Below are 21,425 nucleotides of genomic sequence, written 5' to 3' on the forward strand. Positions count from 1 at the left end.
TTTCGACTGCACGCTTCCTTGCGCATCCCGCATACCTGAGCCATTAAATCGTCACAACGCGCGTGCCGATGTTCTGGCACACGCGTTGCGGATTGCAGGGCTCCTAACCACTACCTTGGGAGTTGCACATGACACAGCGAAAGACCATCGACGATCTGTTCGTTCACATGCTGTCGGATATCTACAGCGCCGAGAAGCAGTTGACCAAGGCATTGGCGAAACTCTCGCGTGCTGCGTCCGATCCGCAATTGAGCGAGGCGTTCAAAATGCACCTGGAGGAAACGCAAGGACAGGTGGAAAGAATCGATAAGGTTGTAGAAACGAGTGGCGTGAAGTTGAAAAGAATGAAGTGCGTCGCGATGGAAGGCTTGATCGAGGAAGGGCAGGAGCTAATCGACGAAATGGAGAAAGGCGCAGTGCTCGATGCCGGCCTGGTCGCTGCCGCGCAAAAGGTGGAACACTACGAAATCGCCGCATACGGCAGCCTTTGCGCGATCGGAAAGCAGTTGGGTTTCACCGATGCCGTCAATCTGCTGAAGGAAACGCTGGAAGAAGAGAAGGCGACGGATTTGAAGCTGACCGAATTCGCGGAGCGAGCCGGCAACGAAAAGGCGAAGCAGCAGAAGTAAGTGGGGAAGTCCTGCCGGCTGAAAAGCGACGCGGGACTGAGAGAGCGGTTTTGATCGTGCGATCCGGCCCATTCAAGGGCCGGTTTTTTTGCGAGCCACGCGCGCCGCATGACCCGCGACAACTTCGCGCGTCAGGTCTTGTCGCCGACCGCACGGCTGCCGACTGCGTCGAGCTTGCCCTGCAGTTCCATCTTGCGCTGTGCGATTTTCTGACCCAGTCCCTTTACATTGAGATTGGCCTTTCGCAATTCCGGAAACAGTTCGTTCTCTTCTTCTTCCACGTGATGTTGCACCATTTCGCTCATCACTTTGAACGTCGCGTCGAAGCCTTTATCGCCCGCCTTGAGCGTTTCGAATTTGCTGATCAGTGTTTTCACGAGAAAGTGCTCGACGTACGCTTCCTCCACGTCGACCACATCGCCTGACGGCAGCGCTTCAGCCGCAGCGGGGTAGAGCAGTTCTTCTTCGATGATGGTGTGAATGGTGAGCTCTTCGCACGCGCGCTGTGCCAGCGTGGCTTTCGCTTCCAGATCGTCTTCTTTAGCTTCTTTGAACGCGGTGAATAGCCGCTCGACGGCGCGATGATCCGCGATCAGCAGTTCGAGTGCATCGTCTGTATTGGGGTTCGGTTGTTTTTCGGGCATGTCGCTCTCCGTGTTGAAACGCCGCCTGGCGGCAGGTTTGAACGGGGTAACGCAAGCACTGTGCCCATGCGCCGCAGTTTAGTTTTTGCTCTTGCGCGGCGCTGCAGCGTTCAGCAGCGGATTGAACGCTGCTGTTCTCTTGGGCTGCCGCGTGGGCGAGTCGGAGTCTCTCTCTTTGTTTTTGGCGGTGTCTTTCGCTTTGTCTTTCACGTTCGCGGCACGGCCGCGCCGCGGAGCGCGAGCACTCCCGGACAATTGCTGCGCCAGTTCTGCGCTGTCGTCGTCCTGGTCCGCGGATTCTTCTTCGTGCTCGTCTACGTCCTCCGCCGCGCTCGCAGGATTTTTAGTTCGCGATACGCCGCCTATGTGCTCGATTACCGACAGGAAGGATTTGCTCGCCGAACGTAAAGATTCGCCTGGCAGCATGGTGAGAACGACCACTTCGTGAAGCGAGCGTCCGTCAACGGTGCGTTGAGACGGTTTCGTGTCCCAGTCCGTGTTCTCTTGTGCGAAAACGGCCAATAGCCGTTCGAGGACAGCGGGCGATAGCACGCCGCCGTCGTACAGGCTGATGATTGCGCGCTCGGCAAGAGCGAACGGCGAAGCGGAAGTTTTAGGCATCGTTTTGTGCTCTTCGCCGGGCGCGCTGTTTCGACGATCTGTCGCCGGTTAGGCGTTTTGCCTTGCTTCGCTTCCCTTCAGCTCACCGTGCCGATGCGCGTGCGTGGCCGCATATTTGAGCTCGAAGTGCGCACCTTTGCCGCTGCGCGTAGGCGGAAAATGTTCTCCCTCTACGCACGTTACTTCGAAGGTGTCTTTGCCGTCGTCGTGAACGACTGAATAGATGCCGGAGGTCTTGACGATTTCGCCGGGCTTGAACGAGTTATCTCCTGCCATTGTGAAACTCCGTGGGTAAGTAAGCGACAAGCTTCGTCATGCAACGCTCGTGCCACGCTCGTGCCACGCTTCCCGGTGCGCTCAGAACGCCCGCAATGGACTAGATCTCCTTGCGGGCCCCATGGGACTGCTCTCTTCCAGAAGTATCTGAACGATGCCGCGAGTCGACACGCTGACCCATGCCGAACGAACGTCTTTCACGCTGACCCAGCGGCATCGGCTGATTTCATTGCTCGGTATCGGCTCGACGTGCTCGGGAATACGCGCGGCAAATACATAGTGTCGAGTGCGGGCGCCCCAGAACTCGAAAATATACTGGAGCGGGATGCCGCTCATTTGAGTCTCTTCAAGAAGCTCGCGAGCGGCCGCGTCGAACGCGGGCTCACCGATTTTGCATCGACCGCCGGGCAGCGCCCACCGTCCGTTGGATCTCGCGACCAGCAGGATGTGATTAGCGCGCAGGCAAAGGACGGTGGCTCGATGCTTCATGACATTTCGGGGTAATCAGTGCGACGTTGGCGCACGTTGCATGTTGCATGCCTTGCCGATGAGTCCACCGGGAACTGTAAATGCTACTTGCACAAACGGCGCTTTCGGCCAAACGGTCGGTTTTTCTTGTGTAATCCAATTCGAATCATTGTCTGTAGAGGTGGTGAATATGTCGAAGCCACATCGGTTTCCTCCCGCACTTGCCGTCCCCGCTGTCGTCTTTATCATCATTGGCCTGGCGCTAGCTGGGGGCGGAGTCCCGCTCGTCGCGCTGGGTGGTTCGTGGTATTACGTGGTGACTGGGATCGCGATTGCGCTGACCGGCGTGCTGCTCAGCATTCGCCGACGTTCGGCGCTATGGTTATTCGCGCTGATTCTGTTCGGTTCGACGATCTGGGCCGTGGTGGAAGCGCGCTTCGACTTCTGGCAATTGTTGCCGCGCTTGTGGGTGTGGCTTGTACTCGCTCTGTGGCTATTGCTGCCGCCCGTCACACGCAAACTGGTGTTCGGGCCACCGGCCGCGCATCGCGAGGGCGTCGTGCCGTTGACTGCCGCCGTGATCCTGACCGTACTCCTCGGCCTCGTCACAGCGTTCAATCATCCGTATGATCGCGCGGGCACCCTGGCTTCCACTGCCGCTCCGCCCACTACATCCATTGCCGGTGACGCGAACCGGCAGGCGGCCGACTGGACCGACTACGGCGGCTCGCCGCTCGGTCAGCGCTATTCGTCGCTTACGCAAATCACGCCGGAAAATGCGGGGCAACTGAAAGTGGCCTGGCAATTCGAAACAGGCGACAAGCCGGGCCCGGGCGACCCCACCGAAACTACCGATGAGAACACGCCGATCAAGGTCGGCAACAAGCTCTTCCTTTGCACGCCGCACAGTATCGTGATCGCGCTCGATCCGGCGTCGGGCAAGGAACTCTGGCGATATGATCCGCATATTCAGAGTCCCGTTGGCTTCAAGCACTGGGAGCATATGACTTGCCGCGGCGTGTCATATCACGACGACGCGATGTATCCGGCAAACGCCGCGGTAGCAGCGGCGGATAATGCGGCGGCTTCATCAGCGGCTTCAGCGCCGACTGAAGGCGCGGCTGCGAGCACTGATGCGAGCGCTGCCGCTTCGAATCCCCAAGCATCGGCTTCGGCGCCTGCAGCGGATGGCGCATCAGCGACCACTGACGCGGCCAACGGTGCATCCGCATCGGCGGGCGCAGAGCAATCGGCATCCGCAGCCACGGCCGCCAGCGATACATCGGCTGCGACCCAACAGACGGCCGCCGCTGCCGTGAGCGCCGAATGTCCGCGCCGCATTTTCCTGCCGACCGCCGATGCACGACTGATTGCGCTCAATGCCGACACGGGTCAGCCATGCACGCATTTTGGCAATAACGGTCAAATCGACCTGCGCACGAATATCGGTCCCTTTACCCCTGGCGGTTATTACTCGACGTCGCCGCCCGCGGTAACTCGCGATCTGGTCATTATCAGCGGCCACGTCACCGATAACGAGTCGACCAACGAGCCCTCGGGGGTCACCCGCGCGTTCGACGTGCACGACGGTCATCTCGTGTGGAACTGGGATGCGGGTAACCCAGACGAGACCCAGCCGATTACAGGCAATCAGACGTACGTTCGCAATTCGCCGAACATGTGGTCGGTCTTCAGCGTGGATGAAAAACTCGGCATGGTGTATTTGCCGCTCGGCAATCAGACACCCGACCAGTGGGGCGGCCTGCGCACGCCGGCCTCGGAGAAGGTGGCGGCGGGCGTCGTTGCACTGGATCTCGCAACCGGCAAGATGCGCTGGAATTACCAGTTCACTCATCACGATCTATGGGACATGGACGTAGGCGGCCAACCTTCGCTGATCGATCTGCAGACACCCAGTGGCGTGCAACCTGCGCTGATCGCATCGACGAAACAGGGCAGTTTGTACGTGCTGAACCGCGAGACCGGCAAGCCGATCGTGCCGATCACGGAAGAACCCGTACCGCAGGGCGCGGGAACCGGCGATCACACTTCGCCTACTCAACCGTTCTCCGCACTGAACTTCAAACCGCCGAAAGTGCGCGAGCGCGACATGTGGGGCACCAATCCTTTCGATCAGCTGTGGTGCCGCGTCAAGTTCAAATCGCTGCGATATGACGGCATGTTCACGCCGCCGTCCGAGCAGGGATCGCTCGTATTTCCGGGCAATTTCGGGGTGTTCGATTGGGGCGGCATTGCAGTGGACCCGGTTCGGCAAATACTGATCGCGAACCCGAGTTACATGGCTTTCACTTCAAAGCTGGTGCCGCGCTCGCAGATTCCGTCCGATAACGGAGAGAAGAAGGGCAGTGAAACAAGCGGCATCAAGCTCGCTCGCGGCACGCCTTATGGATTCGAGCTCAATGCGTTCCTTTCGCCGCTCGGCATTCCGTGCCAGGCGCCGCCGTGGGGATATGTCGCGGGCGTCGATCTGCGCACGAACCACATTGTGTGGGAACACAAGAACGGCACCATCCGCGATAGCGCGCCGCTGCCCATTCCCATGCCGCTCGGCGTGCCGAGTCTGGGTGGCATGATCACGACTGCTGGCGGTGTGGCATTCCTCTCCGGTACGCTTGATTACTATCTGCGCGCTTACGATGTACGGACTGGCGACCGGCTGTGGCAAGCCCGCTTGCCCGCAGGCGGGCAGGCAACGCCAATGACCTACGCCGACAGCAACGGCAAGCAGTATGTGCTGGTCACCGCGGGCGGGCACGGCTCGCTCGGCACGAAGCAAGGTGATTACGTGATCGCGTACACGCTGCCCTGAAAGAGCGTTTGAGGATCGCGCGCGAGCGGGCGCCGCAGGAGCGTCGCGGTTAAGGCCCGCCGCGCGCTTGCGACAGGCGCGCGAGTTTCTGCGTCAAGTAAGCGAATGCACTCTAATGTGCATCCGGTTGAAAACGTTACGCGTCAACGCGCAAACATTCCAGCCGCCGTGACGCGTGCAGAACGTTCGAAGATCGCTTAATGCGTAGCGGCGTGTAATAAAGCTTTCAATATGCCTGCCACGAGGGCGACGGTTGCAACGCCCAGCAACCACAGGCCGACAAACCATGCGAATCGTCGCCACATGTTAGTGATATCCCTCGCCGGGACGCATTTTGCCTTTGAAAACCGAATAGGCATACACCGTGTAGCCGAGAATCATCGGAACGGTAATCGCTGCGCCCACCAGCAGAAATAAGAGGCTTGCGTGGGGCGCGGCGGCATCGCGGAAGGAAATGGCAGGTGGCACGAGATACGGATACAGACTGATCAGAAGACCTGCATAGCAAAGAACGAAAATGCCATAGGCGAAGAGTAGAGGCAGCGCCTGGCGCCGCGCCGAAAGGCTGCGCCAGAAGCCGGCCGCGAGAAGAATCAGCAGTACCGGCACGGCGGCGGTGAATGCAATGTCCGGCCAGCGGAACCAGCGCGCAGCGAGCGAGCCTTGCAGCATCGGCGTCCACAGCGTGACCACGACAATCAGCGCAAGCACCGCCACCGCCATGGTGCGCGCATAACGCCGGCACCGCTCGTGCAGCGGTCCTTCGGTGCGCCAGATCAGCCAGCACGATCCAAGCAATGTATAGCCGACGACCACGGCGAGCCCGCACAGCACGGTGAAGCCGGTAAGCCAGTCCCACCAGCCGCCGGAATACGACACTCCCTTCACGTGGATGCCCTGAAGCAGTCCGCCCAGCACGAGTCCCTGGCACAACGCGGCCATGGTGGAACCCGAAAAGAAAGCGACGTCCCACCACGCGCGGCCAGAACCCGTCGCGCGAAAACGGAATTCAAAGGCCACGCCGCGAAACACGAGTGCGAGCAGCATCGCGATGATCGGCGGATAGAGCGCTGGAAGGATGATCGAATAGGCGAGGGGAAACACGGCGAAAAGTCCGCCGCCGCCGAGCACGAGCCATGTTTCATTGCCGTCCCATACGGGCGCGATGGTGTTCACCATCAGGTCGCGATCATCCCGGCTGCGCTCGACGGCGAACAGGATGCCCACGCCGAGATCGAATCCGTCGAGCAGCACGTAGGCAAGCACGGCAAACGCCAGGATGGCCGCCCAGACGAGCGGCAGATCAATCGTGGCGGTCATGGCGATCGTCCCGTGCAGAAGTGTTGCCAGTGGTGGTCGATGCGTGCTGCCGTTGCGCCGGTCCGGGCGTGATGCCCGCGCTGCGATGCGGCTTGTCCTTGGCGGGCCCTTCTGTCGCGAGCGATGGCGGCCTCGCCATGAGACGCAGTACAAATACCATTGCCGCGCCGAATACGATCAGATACACGACGCCGAAAGCCGCAAGCGATGTCGCGACGCCGGGCGCGGCGATGGGCGACACGCTGTCGGCGGTGCGCAAATGGCCATATACGGTGTAAGGCTGACGGCCCACTTCGGTCACGGTCCAGCCGCATAACAGGGCGATGAGGCCGGACGGTCCCATTGCGACCATCATCCGGTGCAGCCAGCGCGCGCGATAAAGCGAATGACGCGCCCGAAGTGCCAGACTCGCGAAACCGGTCAGCGCCATCAGCACGCCAAGGCCGACCATGATGCGAAAAGCCCAAAAAATAAGCGGCGAAAAGGGGCGGTCTTCTCGCGCGAATTCCTTGAGTCCTCTAATAGCGCCGTTCCATGTATGTGTGAGGATCAGCGCGCCCAGATGCGGGATCTCGACTGCGTAGTCGGTAGTCTCGGTCTTCATGTTTGGCATGCCGAACAAAATCAGCGGTTGGCCCGGTTTGGACTCCCAGTCGCCTTCGAGTGCGGCGATCTTTGCGGGCTGATGCTTGAGCGTGTTCACACCGTGCGCGTCGCCGGCGAGAATCTGGATCGGCGCGACGATGCACGCCATCCATAGCGCCATGGAAGCCATGAGCCGCGCGGGCTCGTTACCGGGATCGCGCAGCAAGTGCCACGCACCCACCGCGCCGACGATGAACGCCACGCTCAGATAGGCCGCGAGCACCATATGCACGAGCCGGTAGGGAAACGAAGGGTTGAAGATGATACTGAGCCAGTCGGTGGGCACAAAGCGGCCGTCGACCATCTCGAATCCTTGCGGCGTTTGCATCCATGAATTTGCCGCGAGAATCCAGAAGGCGCTTAGCAAAGTGCCGATAGCGACGAGCACTGTGGCAAGAAAATGCAGCTTGGGGCCGACACGGGTCATGCCAAACAGCATCACACCAAGAAAGCCCGATTCGAGGAAGAACGCGGTTAGTACTTCGTAACCCATAAGCGGACCGACAACAGGTCCCGCCCGATAGGCAAAGCCCGCCCAATTGGTGCCGAACTCATACGACATGACAAGGCCAGACACCACGCCGACGCCGAATACCACTGCGAAAATCGTCAGCCAGTAGCGGAATACGGCCAGGTATACCGGCTTGCCGGTGAAGAGCCATGCGCCCTCGAGCACTGCAAGATAGCTGGCGAGCCCGATGGACATTGCCGGGAAAATAATGTGAAAGGCGATGGTGAAACCGAACTGCGTTCGGGCGAGAAACAGTGCGTCGACCGAGGGTGGCATTACGGTACCTCGAATAAGGACGTGGCTGACCTGATGGACCGATTCGCAATTTTGCGCCGCAGCGCATGCTTCTGAATATAAGCAATGTAAATGCAAATGCGTGGCCTGACTGTGTCTGCCGGCATAGTGCGGGCACCCGCGCAAAACCATGCGAAAGGCGTGTAAACCTATTGTCAGGAGCATGCACTCTTTTCGCCAACAGGTACACACTTTGCTCTCGTTCTGTACTGACGTTCGCGCGGAGACCGTGATGAAAGAAAAGGACACGACACGAGATTACCCCTACGCATCGGGCGGATGGGGATCGCTGAAGGCAGTCACCACAATCCTCGCGCAGGAACATGTCGGCCTGAAAGACAGTGCTGTGCTCGCGAAGCAGAACAAGCCGGACGGCTTCATGTGCGTGAGCTGTTCGTGGGCCAAGCCGGCCGACCCGCACGTATTCGAGTTCTGTGAGAGCGGCGCGAAGGCTACTGCCTGGGACCTGACGTCCAAGCGAATGACGCCTGAGTTCTTTCAGCTGCATACCGTGACCGAACTGCTGTCATGGCACGACCATGACCTGGAAGAAGCGGGGCGGCTCACCGCGCCGATGCGCTACGATCCAGCCACCGACAAATACGTGCAAGTGGAATGGCAACAGGCGTTCGATGAAATCGGTCGCGAGCTCAGCAAGCTCGAGCCGGACAGTGTGGTGTTCTATGCGTCGGGCCGCGCGTCGCTCGAAACGTCGTACATGTACCAGCTTTTAGCGCGCATGTACGGGACGAACAATCTGCCCGACAGTTCGAACATGTGTCACGAAAGCACCAGCGTCGGGCTGAAGGAAGCGATCGGGGTGGGCGTCGGCACCATTACGCTCGACGACTTCGAGAAGACAGATCTGATGTTCTTCTTTGGCCAGAATGTGGGTACCAATAGCCCGCGCATGCTTCATCAATTGCAGGACGCGCGCAAACGCGGGGTGCCGATCATCACGTTCAATCCGCTTCGCGAGCCGGGGCTCGTGCGTTTTGCGAATCCGCAATCGCCGGTGCAAATGCTCACGCCCGACAACACGCAGATCAGCACGCAATATCATCAACTCAAGACCGGCGGCGATACCGCTGCAATTCTCGGCATCTGCAAGGCGGTGATTGCCGCGGACGATCTCGCCATCCAGCAAGGTGCGCCGCGTGTCGTCGATGCGGATTTCATCCGCGATCACACGACCGGTTACGAAGCATTCGCGAACTATGCACGCGAGGCTTCGTGGGCGGACATAGAAAAGGTCAGCGGTCTGACTCGCGACGCGATACAGGCGGCCGCAGACGAATACATGAAGGCGAATGCAGTGATCGTCCACTACGGAATGGGACTGACGCAACACCGGCTCGGCGTGCAAAACGTCCGCATGGTGTGCAATCTGCTCTTCCTGCGGGGCAACGTGGGCAAGCCCGGCGCTGGGCCGTCACCTGTGCGTGGTCATTCCAACGTGCAGGGGCAGCGCACGGTCGGCATTACGGAAAAGCCCGAACTGGCGCCGCTCGATAAGCTGGCAAGCCAGTTCTCGTTCGAGCCGCCCCGCAAGAAAGGCATGAATACCGTCGAAGCGTTTGAAGCCATGCTCAAAGGAGAGGTGAAGGGCGTATTCAACCTCGGCGGCAATCTCGTGCGTTCCGTGCCGGACCGCTTGCGGATAGAACCTGCGTGGCGAGGTTTGCGCCTTAATGTGAACGTTGCGACCAAGCTCAATCGCAGTCACCTCGTACACGGTGATATCTCCTACATTTTGCCGTGCTTGAGCCGCATCGAAATCGACCGGCAGGCGAGCGGCGACCAGGCTGTCTCGATGGAAGACAGCACCGCGTGCATGCACGGTTCGCGCGGCGTGGCGGAACCGGCCAGCGACAACATTCGCTCGGAGCCCTATATCGTCGCGGGAATCGCGAAAGCGACACTGGGCACTCGCTTCAACGTTGACTGGGATGCGTGGCGAGATGATTACTCGATCGTGCGCAATGAAATAGAAAAGACTTATCCGGAGATATTCCACGACTTCAATCAGCGCATGTGGACCCCGGGCGGATTTCACAAACCTCTCCCCGCGCGCGAGCGGCAATGGAAGACGAAAAGCGGGAAGGCGGAGTTCCAGGTGCCGAAGGCACTCGGCGAAGATCCCGACATGCCCGAGCGCGAGACGGACGCGCTCAGACTGATGACACTGCGCTCCGACAGCCAGTTTAATACGACGATCTACTCGCTGGACGATCGCTTTCGCGGCGTGAAGGGTAACCGCATGATTGTGCTGATGAATGAAGACGATATGGCGGCGAGCGGTCTGACCGAAGGCGACAAGATCGGCTTGCAGACCATTTCCGACGACGGCTTCGACCGGCGCGTAAGCGGACTCACCGTCAAGGCTTACGACATTCCGCGTGGCTGCATTGCCGGCTACTACCCGGAATGCAATCCGCTGCTGCCGCTCTGGCATTACGCCGAAGAAAGTAAAGTGCCCGGCGCCAAGTCCATTCCGGTGCGGATTGTCGAAAAGCCGGTTGCTACATCTGGTGCATGACAGACCCGCCGGGCGACGATTGCCCGGCGGATTCGCGATCCGCTTTCAGCGCGGTCAATCGGCGTAGCGCGATCTGCGCGACTTCGGCAAGCATTGCGTCGCGCCAATCACGAGCAGAGACCCGAGCAGGAAAGTCGCAAACGGGAATGTACCTGCGGTATTCACTGCAATTTCCCGCGGACGCTCACCAAGAAGCTGCATTCTACGGCGCGTCATTTTCGAGCCGAGCGAACGCAGCTCGCCTTTCAGTGCCCGCTCAGCGGCAGGCAGCAGTACGGTTTCTTCGTCGGCCACGTGATGCATGACCTCGCGCATCAGTTGCTGAAAAAGACCGTCGTATGCAGCATCCTCGGGTCCGCTTGCGCGTAGCTTTGCGATGGTGGCGCGCATTTCGTCGTGTTCGGGCTGACTCTTTTCGAGCGTTTTATCCTCGCTCATTACACCGGCCAACGCCGGGTAGAAGATTTCTTCTTCCAGTTGTGCGTGAATTTCGAGTGCCGCACAGACCGAATTGACGATTGCGCGCTTGCGCCACCACGGCGTGTCTGTGTGATAACGATGAAACGCGGCAAGTACATGCATATGATCGAGCCGGATCATCGCGGTAATGGTGGGAGACATCGACGAATTGGTATCGGGCATGGCAGTTCTCCAGAATGACGCGGCGCCGCGCGTCGGTTTGTGGGGATTGTCTGCACGCGAAGTCGACATGCACATGAGCACGCGAATCCGGCATGCGGGCGCTCGCGGATGCGCCACACACCGCATTCGCCATACCTGCAACGCCCCGCTAGCCGGGAATCCTTTCGATGTCTCGCAGCCAGACCGTTGCCTCGCTGTCGCTCGGTGCACGCCAGTCGCCGCGCGGCGACAAGGAGCCGCCCGATCCCACCTTGGGTGCATTCGGAATGCAGGAGCGCTTGAACTGGCTGGTGTGAAAAAAGCGCTCGGCGAAGATCGCCAGATTGCGCTTGATGTCGCCGAGCGTGTATTCGTTGCGCGCCACATGTGGACCTGCAGGCCAGACGCCGCGCTCGCGGTCGGCCCATGCGCAATGCGCGAGGAACGCGACCTTCGACGGTGAAAAGCCGAAGCGCAACAGGTAATAGAGGTTGAAGTCCTGCAACTCATACGGACCGATAATGCTTTCGGTCTTCTGGTCGATGACTTTGTCGACCTTGCCGGGCACCAGTTCCGGGCTGATCTCGGTCGCCAGGATCTGCTCCAGCACATGCGAGCCCGCGTCGCCGACTTGGCCCGACTCGGCGACCCAGCGCACCAGATGCGTGATCAGCGTCTTCGGCACGCTCGCATTGACGCTGTAATGCGACATGTGATCGCCCACGCCATAGGTGCACCACCCGAGCGCCAGTTCGCTCAGGTCGCCTGTGCCGATCACAATTGCCTGATGGAAATTGGCGAGCCTGAAAAGGTGGCTGGTGCGCTCGCCTGCCTGAACGTTTTCGAACGTGACGTCGTATTGCTTTTCGCCCGACGCAAACGGATGGTGCAAGTCGTGAAGCATTTGCATGCAGCTCGGGCGTATGTCGATTTCCTCCATCGAGCAGCCCACGGCTTGCATCAGATCTTTCGCCTGCTGGAGTGTGCGGCTGCTGGTCGCGAAGCCCGGCATCGTGTAACCGAGAATATTCGAGCGCGGCAGCTTCAACCGGTCCATGGCTTTTGCGCATACGAGCAGCGCCTGCGTGGAATCGAGGCCGCCCGAGACACCAATAACCACTTTCGAGATTCCGGCCGCGCCGAGTCTTTGCAGCAGCCCCTGCACCTGAATGTTGTAGACCTCGGCGCAGCGTTCATCGCGTGTCGCAGGATTTGACGGCACATAGGGGAAACGGTTGATTGAACGCATGAGCGGCAAATGCTCCGCATCGGGAAGCGAAGCCGGCACGCTGATCACCTGGAATTTGCCGACCTCGCTTGCGTGGCGGCGCGTGGACTGGCCGAAAGTGGTTTGCCTCATCCGTTCGCGCGACAGCCGTTCGAGGTCGACGTCGCCGTAAATCACATGGGACGTGTCGACGAAACGCTCCGATTCGGCGAGCAGTTCGCCGTTTTCGTAGATCAGCGCCTGGCCGTCCCATGCGAGGTCGGTTGTAGATTCGCCGCGGCCCGCGGACGAATATAGATACGCGGACAGGCATCGCGCGGATTGCTGCCCGACCAGTTGGTGCCGATAACCGGACTTGCCGATCACGATGTTGGATGCCGAAAGATTGACGAGCACCGTTGCACCCGCGAGCGCCGCAAATGACGACGGCGGCACGGGAACCCATACGTCCTCGCATATTTCCACGTGGAAGCGAAAGAGCGGCGCGTGCGGGACGTCGAACAGCAATGACGCGCCAAAGGGCGCATGCTGTCCGCATAACGTCACTTCGGAGCTCGACGCGTTCTCCGCCGCACTGAACTGGCGGGCTTCGTAAAACTCGCCATAGTTGGGCAGGTAGCTTTTGGGCACCACACCGCACAGCTTGCCGTTCGAAATCACCAATGCGCAATTGAACAACTTATGCTCGATCTTCAGTGGCGCGCCGATGACCAGTACCGCAGGAATACTCGTAGAGGCCGCAACGATCTCACCGATTGCCGATTCGCACGCATCGAGCAGTGCTCGCTGATGGAAGAGGTCGTCGCACGTATAGGCCGATATGCCGAGTTCGGGAAACACGACAAGCAGCGCGCCCTTTTGTGCGGCCTCGCGGGCCAGTTGCAGCGTCTGCTGCGCGTTGAATTGCGGATCGGCCACGCGGCACACCGGAACGGCAACCGCGACACGTGCAAACTCGTGACTGTACAAGTTGAAGAATGATTGCGTCATGATGTGCGGCGCCTATGAATAGCCGGTCGGAAGCGGCAGCTTATCCGCTCCAACCAGTGTTGAACACAGCCCGATGCGGCGTTCGCGACGCGTTCAGGCGGAGTGCGGCGAACCGGGTCGAGCGTATCGTACGTTCGGCAACTGATTGAAGTAATACTCGACTCGCGAAAGCGCGTAAAGCGCTGCGTTTCGCCGGATAGTGGTGCGGTCTCCGTCGAACACTCGCGTTTCGGCAAACATGAATTCACCGTCCCGGCGCTTGTAACGCCACGCAAAGCATTGGGTGCCTGCCGGCAGATCCGTGCCTTCCGGCGGCGGACCTGCGAGCCCCGTATTCGAGACTGCGATATTGGCCGAGCACCCTTCGAGGGCGAGTACACCTGTGGCCATCTCCCGGGCGACTGCCTCGCTCGTCAGGCCATGTTTTTCGATCGTCTGCGACCGCACGTTCAGTACACCGCATTTACCCGTCGGCGAGTAAACGACGAGGCCCACGTCGAGGCATGCGCCGCTGCCCGGCACGTCTGCCAGCAGGGATGCAATGAGACCGCCGGTACACGATTCGGCGGTGGCGATCACAAGACCGCGCGACGAGAGAAACCCAACCACGCTGCGGGGAATGTTCATTTTTGCGTCCTCGTTTATCCGGGCTCGTTTGTCACGATAAGCCAGTCAGTTGTCAGCGAGCAAGTGCAATACCCGTTGCGCATTCGTCTTCATCCAGCGGCACGGCGATTGCTCGACAAACGTGTCCCTTCACCGGGACGCCATGGTTGTTTGTTCGGTTAGGCTCGCCACACGGCGAGCCACTTTTTTTTCGGCCCATGTTCAATGTTTGCGCGCGGCTTTACCGTCGGTACAGCGCTTGCTCTTTTTGCTTCGCATGCGACGGCAAAGGAGGCGACGTACATGATGTTTCCAACAATCGTTATCAATCGCGAGGATCCGTCCTCGACCGACGCGCAGACGCTACTCGACGAACTGAGCGCGACGCTGGCCGTGTTTACCGGCGACGGCGGACAGAGCCGCTTTTCCATTCACGACGTCGCGCTTGAGCGCTCGCGCTTTCTCGTTGCGAGGACCGGTTTTTCGACGCCGCTCGGCTGTGGCGCGTTTCGTCCGTTAGGCGAGCACATCGCCGAGATCAAGCGCCTCTATGCGCGCCCCGGCGCGGAGGGCGCAGGCGGTGCCATTCTCGCGCGCCTCGAGAAAGAAGCAGCAGAGCTAGGCTATCAGGCGTTATGGCTCGGCATGCACGTGAACAATCGTCGCGCGATCGAGTTCTACGAGCGACACGGTTTCCATCGCATCGAACCGTATGGGCCGTATGTGGGTAAAGACGATTCGTGCTGCTTCGAAAAGCGCCTCGACGGACAGGCGCCCGACAACCAGCGCAAAGCCACCACGCGCGGGGCGTAATGCAATCGGATCGCGCGGGCTGCGAGCCGCGCTACTTGTGGATTTTCTCGCGCAACGACTGAATGTCGTTGGCCGTTACAGGTCGCGCGTCATTGCCCCATGAGGTGCGGATCCATGAAAGCACGTTCGCCATTTGCGCATTGGTGAGCGTTTGAGCGAAGCCCGGCATTGCTTGACGCGGCGGTCCACTGATAGTCGCGGGACTGTTGCCGCCTTCCACCATTAAGCGAATCAGCGAAGTCGTATCTTCGGTGATCACTGACGGGTTGCCTGCTAGCCGCGGAAATACATTGGGCACGCCCGCACCTTGCACACCGTGGCAGCGCGCGCAGAACGAGATATAGACCCGCGCGCCGACCGATTGAGGCGCATCGACCCGATTGCCGTTGCGCGTCGGCAAGTCGGGCTGGGCATGCGGCTCATAGCTCCCGGACGGCTTTTGCGCCGGCAGTGACTTGAGATAGTGCGCCATGGCGAGCGCATCTTCGTCGGTCAGATATTGAGTGCTGTCTTCCACTTGCTCGACCATAGAACCGAATGCGACGAGACCCGCACCGTGTCCCGTCTTCAGAAATGCGGCAAGATCTTTTTCGCCGATACGTCCGAGTCCCGAGCCCGGATCGCCGGTCAGATTCGGCCCGAACCAGTTGTCATTGACTCCACCCGTCAAATACATGGGCGACGACTCGTCGTAGCCGCGTTCCTGAAAGCCTGGCCCGCGAGGTGTGTGACATGCGCCGCAATGCCCCGGACCTTGCACGAGAAATGCCCCGCGATTCCACTGCGCGTCACGTCCGGCCTTCGGCCGATAGGGTTCTGTTGGTGCGAACGCGAGTTGCCAGAAATAGAGCACCCAGCGCTGATTGAAGGGGAACGCCAGCTTGGTGGGCGGAGCCGGTTCGGGCGCCGGTTTTACTCCGTGCATGAAATACGCGTAAAGCGCGCGCATGTCGTCGTCGGACATTTTTGAAAAGGACGCATACGGCATCGCCGGATAAAGCCGCTTGTTACCCGGCGACACGCCCTCCCGCACAGAGCGTGCAAAATCTACGTAACTGTAGGCGCCAATGCCGTATCGGCGGTCCGGCGTGATGTTGCTGCTCATGATCGTGCCGAATGGCGATGTGAGTCCCAAGCCGCCGCCATAAGCCTGTCCGCCGACGGCCGTGTGGCAACCCGCGCAGTCCGACGCTTTGGCGAGATATTCTCCACGCGCTACGAGGGCCGCGAGCGCCGGGTCCGATGCGCCGGCAGCCTCGGCTGTGACGCGCGGAGCCGTGAACACGCCGAGCATCGCCGTGCCGGCCAGCACGATCAGTTTGAAGCGCCGCATCATGAGGTGGTATCCCGCCGCGCGGCCAGCGTGTTATGCATGAGCGTCACTGGCGCACGATGCATCAGCCAGCGCGCGCCCGTCAGAAGCGCTGCGATCAGATACGCCAGACCGCCAGGCACCCACATCACGAGGCCGCCGAGTTGTTGGTCCTGCAACGGATCGAAGCCGAGCGCCGAGGTTGACTCGATGTACGCCGGGTACCAGAGCCCCGGCGCGAGCGTCAGTAATGCGCCCAGCGCGCCGGTGTGAACCATCGTCGTGAAGAGCGACAACATCGCATAGCCGCTTTGATCGCGCCGCGCACCCTCGCCGAAAACGACCCACCAGAACAGGAGCGCGCTTAGCAGGAAGCTCGCGTGCTGAAGCGTATGAATACCGGGCGACGCGAGCGCCGCTTCAAAAAAGCGCGGCATATGCCACGCCCATAACGCGGCGGCGTGCAGCAGCCATGCGACGGTCGGCGCACACAGCGCGCGCCACAGTCCGTACAGCACCGGCGTGCGGACGGCGGCGGCTATCGCGTGCCGTGCCGCCGGAGGAAAGGCCCACAGCCATACCGCGAGCGGTCGGCCGAGCACGAGCAGCGGAGCGGCCACGATCATCATCAGTTCATGTTGAACCATATGCGCGGAAAAGAGCGCCGCACTCAATGCGTCGAGTGGCGAATTGAGCGCGGCGACCAGCGCGAGCCATCCGGCTACGAATGCGCATAGCTGACGCGTGCGAATGCCGCGCCCGCGTCGGCTGCGCGCGCGCAGGCGCCGGTAGCCGGCTGCATAGAGGCCGAGGCTCACGACCAGCAGTGCGACGACCCATGGTTCGAAAGTCCAGCGCAGCACGGGCGGCGCGCTTCTCTCCGCGGCAGTCAACACATGTGCGTGTACGCCTGGCGGAATACACAACGCGGCGAACGCGAGTGCGCGGCGCATTGATTTGTTCATTGCACGCAGGGGGAAATAAGCCATTGCGGTATCCACATTGCGACGAGTGCGAGCGTCGAGAGCATGCCGACCCACGTGGCCGCGCACGCAAGCATTGCGGGACGCGCGGGGAGCGCAGTCGCTGTCGCGGGGGCGATCATGCCGGCCTCGCGCCAGCGGCGCCACGCGAGCAGCGTCGCGACCATTGAAAACAGCAGCGCAGTGCCGGTCACACTGCCCAGAGGCAGGACCGTTCGCCACGCACAGGAGGGCGTGACGAGCGCATAGTCAGCGCTCAGCGCGGCCAGTACCGCGGAAGGCGCACCGAGGAGCGCGAGCCAGGTTCGCATGGCAAACCTCCATCACAAGCGGGGAGCGAGGTAGATCACCGCATAGATCGGCAACCAGCTGAGTACGACGAAGTACCAGTACAGCGCGTTCTCGCTCACGTCGACGAAACGTTTCCCTTCGAACGGACCGGTGAACAGCAGCACGGCGAGCACCGCGGTGTCCAGTGTGTCCGTAATGAGGTGCGTTGTGTGCAGGCCGAGCAGCAGCCACACGACCGAGCCGTAGGCGTTCGTGTACCAGCTCACGTTCAGTGCGACGAACTCTACGCCGCGCACCACCAGAAAGCCCACAGAGAAAACCAGGCATACGCAGAGCCACAGACGCGCGCGGGCGCGCTGCTGGCGGTCCGCCGCGCGCTTTGCAAGCTGGTTTGGCCACATGCTCACGAGCAGAATCGCGGTGTTTGCGGTGCCCCACAGAAGATCGGGCGGCGCAGCGTTGAGCGGCCACTTTGCGGTGAGCCCGCGCAGATAGAAGTACGTCATTGCCGCGATGGCAAAAACGGTCCCCTCGATCAGCATCAGGCAGATGGTGCTCCACCACATCAGGCTGCGATGCCCGAAGCCGAAGCTCGGCAGATGGCGCACGTCCAGCATCAGCACGGGAGTGGCGCCCGCATCGTTTGGCATCGCGTCTACCGGCGCTTTGCGCAGTTCCGTCATGGCCGCTGCTCCAGTTGGACCGCTTGCTGGTTCTGGCCGCGATTTGGCCAGAACCAGCCTATCAACGCGATCGTGACCGGCACCGAGCCCCACACGACAGCCCACGGCGAAAAGATCGAGCCGATAAACAGCACGGTGGTCGCCACCGCACTGATAAACGGCCAGATGGAAGGCGCCGGAAACAGCAGACGCAAATCGGGCAACGCGTCGAGCGCAGTAGTAGACAACACTTCACGCGCTTCGGCAGCAAGGCCGCTGACATAGGCAGGCTGCGCGGACGGCTCCCACAACGGGTCGCGTCCGTGAACCACGGGCAGCGCGTCGAAGTTGTGCGGCGGCGGCGGACTCGTGGTGCTCCACTCGAGCGTGCCCGCGCCCCACGGATCGGCGCCCGCCACTTCGCCATGCCGGTAGCTGTGCATCGCGTTGACTATAAACAGCAGCACGCTGACGCCTATCGTTAGCGCGCCTATCGTGGCAGCCAGGTTCATGCCGTCCCAGCCCATGCCGTGTGGGTAGGTCCACACGCGGCGCGGCATGCCGTGCAGACCGAGCACGTGCATCGGAAAGAACGCGACGTTAAAGCCGATAAAGAACAGCCAGAATTGCAGGCGCCCCAGCGTCTCGTTCATTAGCCGGCCAGTTGCTTTTGGATACCAGTAGTAGAACGCGCCGAATAGCGGAAACACCGCGCCGCCGAGCAAGACGTAATGCAGATGCGCGACCACGAAATAGGTGTCGTGTACCTGCAAGTCGAGCGCCACCGATCCGAGCATCACCCCGGTCATGCCGCCCAGCACGAGAATGAAGAAGAAGCCGAGCGCAAACCATAGCGGCGTCTTCAGATTGAGACGTCCGGTCCACAGCGTCGCGATCCAGCAGAAGATCTGCACGCCTGACGGGATGGCGATCATCAGACTGGCGGCTGTAAAAAAGCTCTTGCCGAGCGCCGGAATGCTCGTCGCGAACATGTGATGCACCCAGAGACCGAACGCGAGAAAGGCCGTCATGATCAGCGCGAGCACCATGACCGGGTAGCCGAAAATCGGGCGGCGCGCGAAGGTTGGAATGATCGAAGAAAGAAAGCCGAGCGGCGGAATGAAGATCAGGTACACCTCGGGATGCCCGAAGAACCAGAACAGGTGCTGCCACAACAATACGTCGCCGCCGCGCGCCGCGTTGTAGAAATGCGTTCCGACCAGACGGTCGAGAATCAGCGCGGTGCTGCCGAGCATCACCGCCGGCATCGCGAACAGCACCATGAATTGCGTGATCAGCGTGGCCCACACGAACAAGGGCATGCGGTTGAGCGACATGCCGGGCGCGCGCATCTTGAAGATCGTCGTAATGAGCACGACCGCTTCGAGCAGCGAGGCGAGTTCGGTGAAGGTGATCATCTGCGCCCAGATGTCGACGCCCTTGCCCGTCGAGTAATCAGGCCCGGCGAGCGGCACGTAACTGAACCAGCCAGCGTCCGGACCGGCGCCGAGCACGAACGCCACGTAAAGCGTCACGCCGCCGAACAGGAAGACCCAGTAGGCGTAGGCATTCATCCGCGGGAAGGCGACGCTGCGCGCGCCGATCATCAGCGGCACGAGCCAGGTGGCGACGGCCTGCATGACCGGCACGGCGAACAGGAACATCATCGTCGTGCCGTGAATCGTGAAAAGCTGGTTGTATAGCTCGGGACCGACGAGGCGATTGCCGGGCCGCGCGAGCTGCAGTCGCATGGCGAGCGCGAGGAGGCCGCCCAACAGGAAGAAAACGAACGTGGTGATCACGAAGCGCCGCGCCACGGTCTTGTGGTTGACAGCGGAGAGCCGGCCCAGCCAGCCCGGGGAATCGCTCCATGTGCGCGCAAGCGCTTCGGCGACCTGCTGGCCGGCAGCGGGGCCGTCCACCAGATGCACGGCCGGCCGCCCCGGCGCAGATTGACGTTCGCTCATTGGAGAGTTCTGATCCATGCGATAAGGGCATTCAGATCCTGCGCCGACAGCTGGCTTGCCGGCATCGTGGTGCCGGGCTTCATGCTGCCGGGCGCCTTGATCCAGGACTCGAGGTTGGCAGGCGTGTTTTCGAATGTTTCGGCGGCCAGCATCGGACGGCTCATCACGTGGGTGAGGTCCGGGCCGATCACCCCGTTTGCGGAGGTGCCCCGCACGGTATGGCAGCCGGCGCAGTTGCCGGTCGTGAAGAGCCGCTCGCCTTGCGCCTGTAGCGCGTCGACCGGCTGCGGCGCAGGCGTCCGCTGGCGCGCGACCCACGCGTCGTACTGGGCGGGAGGCTCGGCGACCACCGTGAACGCCATCAGCGCGTGTTCGAGGCCGCAGAATTCGGCACATTGCCCGCGATACGTGCCGGCACGGTCGGCACGGAATTCGATTGTCGATTCGCGGCCTGGAATCATGTCCTTCTTGCCGTGCAGATTCGGCACCCAGAACGTATGAATCACATCGTCGGCTTTGAGCGAAATGACGACGGGGCGCCCGACTGGCACGTGCAGTTCGTTCGCGACGGCGAATCCGCTGCCGGGCGTGTCGTCCGTGTAGCGCGCTTCCCACCACCATTGATGCCCGGTCATCTCCAGATGAACCGCGTCGGCGACGGGCAGTCGGGAGAGCGCGCGATCGGTCATGATATCGGCGAGCAGCAGCCCGAAGAGCAACACTACCGACGCAATCGACGCCCCGCTCACCACGCGCCCCACGCGTCTCTCTGGGCGCTCGAGCGAGCCCAGATCCGGGCTCGCATCGCGGCTGACACGCGGCGCCCGCGCCACGGCGAAGAGCAGCGCGATCAGCACCGCCGCGAACACGAGCGAGCAGACGGTCAGCGTAACGGTCCAGAGTGAGAAGATGTGCGCGGCCTGCACGCCTGCTGGGCGCAGCGCATCATGAGCCGGAGCGGCCTGCGCTTCGAACGCAAGGCCGCCGGATAGAGCCGCCGCCACAGCGACTGCGAAAGCAGCTGCGGCCCTGAGCGCAATCGCGCCGCGCGGCGGCCTGCCTGCAACGCTCTGCAGATCGGTTCGGGGTGCTTGGCCGGTTTTCATGCTTGGGCGCATTGGCTCGTGGGGCGTTTGTGAGTGGCTTAGCAATCCCTGTACCGGGCCGGGTCAGGC

Annotated in this window: 19 protein-coding genes; 4 read left to right on the forward strand and 15 right to left on the reverse strand. The window is 61.2% G+C overall.

Features of this window, described 5'->3' with window-relative positions:
* Positions 1-128 precede the first annotated feature (128 nt).
* Positions 129-629: a ferritin-like domain-containing protein gene (locus SB753_RS16650; RefSeq protein ID WP_020068335.1), complete on the forward strand. Its 501-nt coding sequence runs from the start codon at positions 129-131 to the stop codon at positions 627-629.
* Between the two features lie 131 nt (positions 630-760).
* Here the strand turns inward: SB753_RS16650 and SB753_RS16655 are convergent, their stop codons facing one another.
* The 4 genes from SB753_RS16655 to SB753_RS16670 form a co-directional block, all read right to left on the reverse strand.
* Positions 761-1,273: a hemerythrin domain-containing protein gene (locus tag SB753_RS16655; RefSeq protein WP_020068336.1), complete on the reverse strand. Its 513-nt coding sequence runs from the start codon at positions 1,271-1,273 to the stop codon at positions 761-763.
* A gap of 78 nt (positions 1,274-1,351) precedes the next feature.
* Complete coding sequence (locus SB753_RS16660; RefSeq protein ID WP_088173412.1) at positions 1,352-1,894, reverse strand: hypothetical protein; 543 nt, start codon at positions 1,892-1,894, stop codon at positions 1,352-1,354.
* Positions 1,895-1,942: 48 nt separating this feature from the next.
* Complete coding sequence (locus SB753_RS16665; RefSeq protein WP_020068338.1) at positions 1,943-2,170, reverse strand: hypothetical protein; 228 nt, start codon at positions 2,168-2,170, stop codon at positions 1,943-1,945.
* A gap of 81 nt (positions 2,171-2,251) precedes the next feature.
* Complete coding sequence (locus SB753_RS16670) at positions 2,252-2,659, reverse strand: NUDIX hydrolase (RefSeq protein WP_020068339.1); 408 nt, start codon at positions 2,657-2,659, stop codon at positions 2,252-2,254.
* A gap of 169 nt (positions 2,660-2,828) precedes the next feature.
* Here SB753_RS16670 and SB753_RS16675 point away from each other — a divergent pair, with 169 nt between their 5' ends.
* Positions 2,829-5,468 (forward strand): glucose/quinate/shikimate family membrane-bound PQQ-dependent dehydrogenase, encoded by a 2,640-nt coding sequence (locus SB753_RS16675; RefSeq protein ID WP_410800816.1) that lies wholly within the window; start codon positions 2,829-2,831, stop codon positions 5,466-5,468.
* A gap of 306 nt (positions 5,469-5,774) precedes the next feature.
* Here SB753_RS16675 and cydB read toward each other — a convergent pair whose 3' ends face one another.
* Both cydB and SB753_RS16685 read right to left on the reverse strand, forming a co-directional pair.
* Positions 5,775-6,788 carry a cytochrome d ubiquinol oxidase subunit II gene (gene cydB, locus SB753_RS16680; RefSeq protein WP_410800818.1) on the reverse strand — a complete coding sequence of 338 codons (1,014 nt, stop codon included), beginning with the start codon at positions 6,786-6,788 and terminating at the stop codon, positions 5,775-5,777.
* The gene (locus SB753_RS16685; protein WP_410800820.1) at positions 6,772-8,220 is read right to left on the reverse strand and encodes a cytochrome ubiquinol oxidase subunit I; all 1,449 of its coding nucleotides are present in this window, start codon (positions 8,218-8,220) and stop codon (positions 6,772-6,774) included. The genes cydB and SB753_RS16685 overlap by 17 nt, the downstream gene beginning before the upstream one ends.
* Before the next feature lie 250 nt (positions 8,221-8,470).
* Here SB753_RS16685 and SB753_RS16690 point away from each other — a divergent pair, with 250 nt between their 5' ends.
* Positions 8,471-10,777, forward strand: a complete 2,307-nt coding sequence (locus SB753_RS16690) for an FdhF/YdeP family oxidoreductase (protein WP_410800822.1) — start codon at positions 8,471-8,473, stop codon at positions 10,775-10,777.
* Between the two features lie 54 nt (positions 10,778-10,831).
* Here the strand turns inward: SB753_RS16690 and SB753_RS16695 are convergent, their stop codons facing one another.
* The 3 genes from SB753_RS16695 to SB753_RS16705 all read right to left on the reverse strand — a co-directional run bounded on the left by SB753_RS16695 (position 10,832) and on the right by SB753_RS16705 (position 14,243).
* A complete protein-coding gene (locus tag SB753_RS16695) occupies positions 10,832-11,419 on the reverse strand; it encodes a hemerythrin domain-containing protein (protein WP_410800824.1) in 588 nt (195 codons plus the stop codon).
* Between the two features lie 148 nt (positions 11,420-11,567).
* Complete coding sequence (locus SB753_RS16700; RefSeq protein WP_410800826.1) at positions 11,568-13,616, reverse strand: NAD(+) synthase; 2,049 nt, start codon at positions 13,614-13,616, stop codon at positions 11,568-11,570.
* Between the two features lie 93 nt (positions 13,617-13,709).
* Positions 13,710-14,243 carry a CinA family protein gene (locus SB753_RS16705; protein WP_410800828.1) on the reverse strand — a complete coding sequence of 178 codons (534 nt, stop codon included), beginning with the start codon at positions 14,241-14,243 and terminating at the stop codon, positions 13,710-13,712.
* 282 nt (positions 14,244-14,525) lie between these two features.
* Here SB753_RS16705 and SB753_RS16710 point away from each other — a divergent pair, with 282 nt between their 5' ends.
* On the forward strand, positions 14,526-15,035 hold the full coding sequence (locus SB753_RS16710) for a GNAT family N-acetyltransferase (protein WP_410800830.1): 510 nt from the start codon (positions 14,526-14,528) through the stop codon (positions 15,033-15,035).
* A gap of 31 nt (positions 15,036-15,066) precedes the next feature.
* On the opposite strand, the gene SB753_RS16715 is transcribed toward SB753_RS16710, so the two are convergent.
* The 6 genes from SB753_RS16715 to coxB are packed head-to-tail and all read right to left on the reverse strand — an operon-like array spanning position 15,067 to position 21,356.
* Positions 15,067-16,371: a c-type cytochrome gene (locus SB753_RS16715; RefSeq protein WP_410800832.1), complete on the reverse strand. Its 1,305-nt coding sequence runs from the start codon at positions 16,369-16,371 to the stop codon at positions 15,067-15,069.
* Positions 16,368-17,336: a cytochrome c oxidase assembly protein gene (locus SB753_RS16720; protein WP_410800834.1), complete on the reverse strand. Its 969-nt coding sequence runs from the start codon at positions 17,334-17,336 to the stop codon at positions 16,368-16,370. The genes SB753_RS16715 and SB753_RS16720 overlap by 4 nt, the downstream gene beginning before the upstream one ends.
* A complete protein-coding gene (locus SB753_RS16725; protein ID WP_020068352.1) occupies positions 17,309-17,641 on the reverse strand; it encodes a hypothetical protein in 333 nt (110 codons plus the stop codon). Before SB753_RS16725 ends, SB753_RS16720 begins: the two co-directional genes overlap by 28 nt.
* A gap of 12 nt (positions 17,642-17,653) precedes the next feature.
* A complete protein-coding gene (locus tag SB753_RS16730) occupies positions 17,654-18,304 on the reverse strand; it encodes a cytochrome c oxidase subunit 3 (RefSeq protein ID WP_410800836.1) in 651 nt (216 codons plus the stop codon).
* A complete protein-coding gene (gene ctaD / locus SB753_RS16735) occupies positions 18,301-20,250 on the reverse strand; it encodes a cytochrome c oxidase subunit I (protein ID WP_410800838.1) in 1,950 nt (649 codons plus the stop codon). Before ctaD ends, SB753_RS16730 begins: the two co-directional genes overlap by 4 nt.
* Positions 20,247-21,356, reverse strand: coding sequence for a cytochrome c oxidase subunit II (gene coxB / locus SB753_RS16740; protein ID WP_410800840.1), 1,110 nt, complete (start codon positions 21,354-21,356; stop codon positions 20,247-20,249). The genes ctaD and coxB overlap by 4 nt, the downstream gene beginning before the upstream one ends.
* Positions 21,357-21,425 lie beyond the last annotated feature (69 nt).

The organism is Paraburkholderia sp. SIMBA_053 (assembly GCF_046534895.1).
Classification (GTDB): domain Bacteria; phylum Pseudomonadota; class Gammaproteobacteria; order Burkholderiales; family Burkholderiaceae; genus Paraburkholderia; species Paraburkholderia caledonica.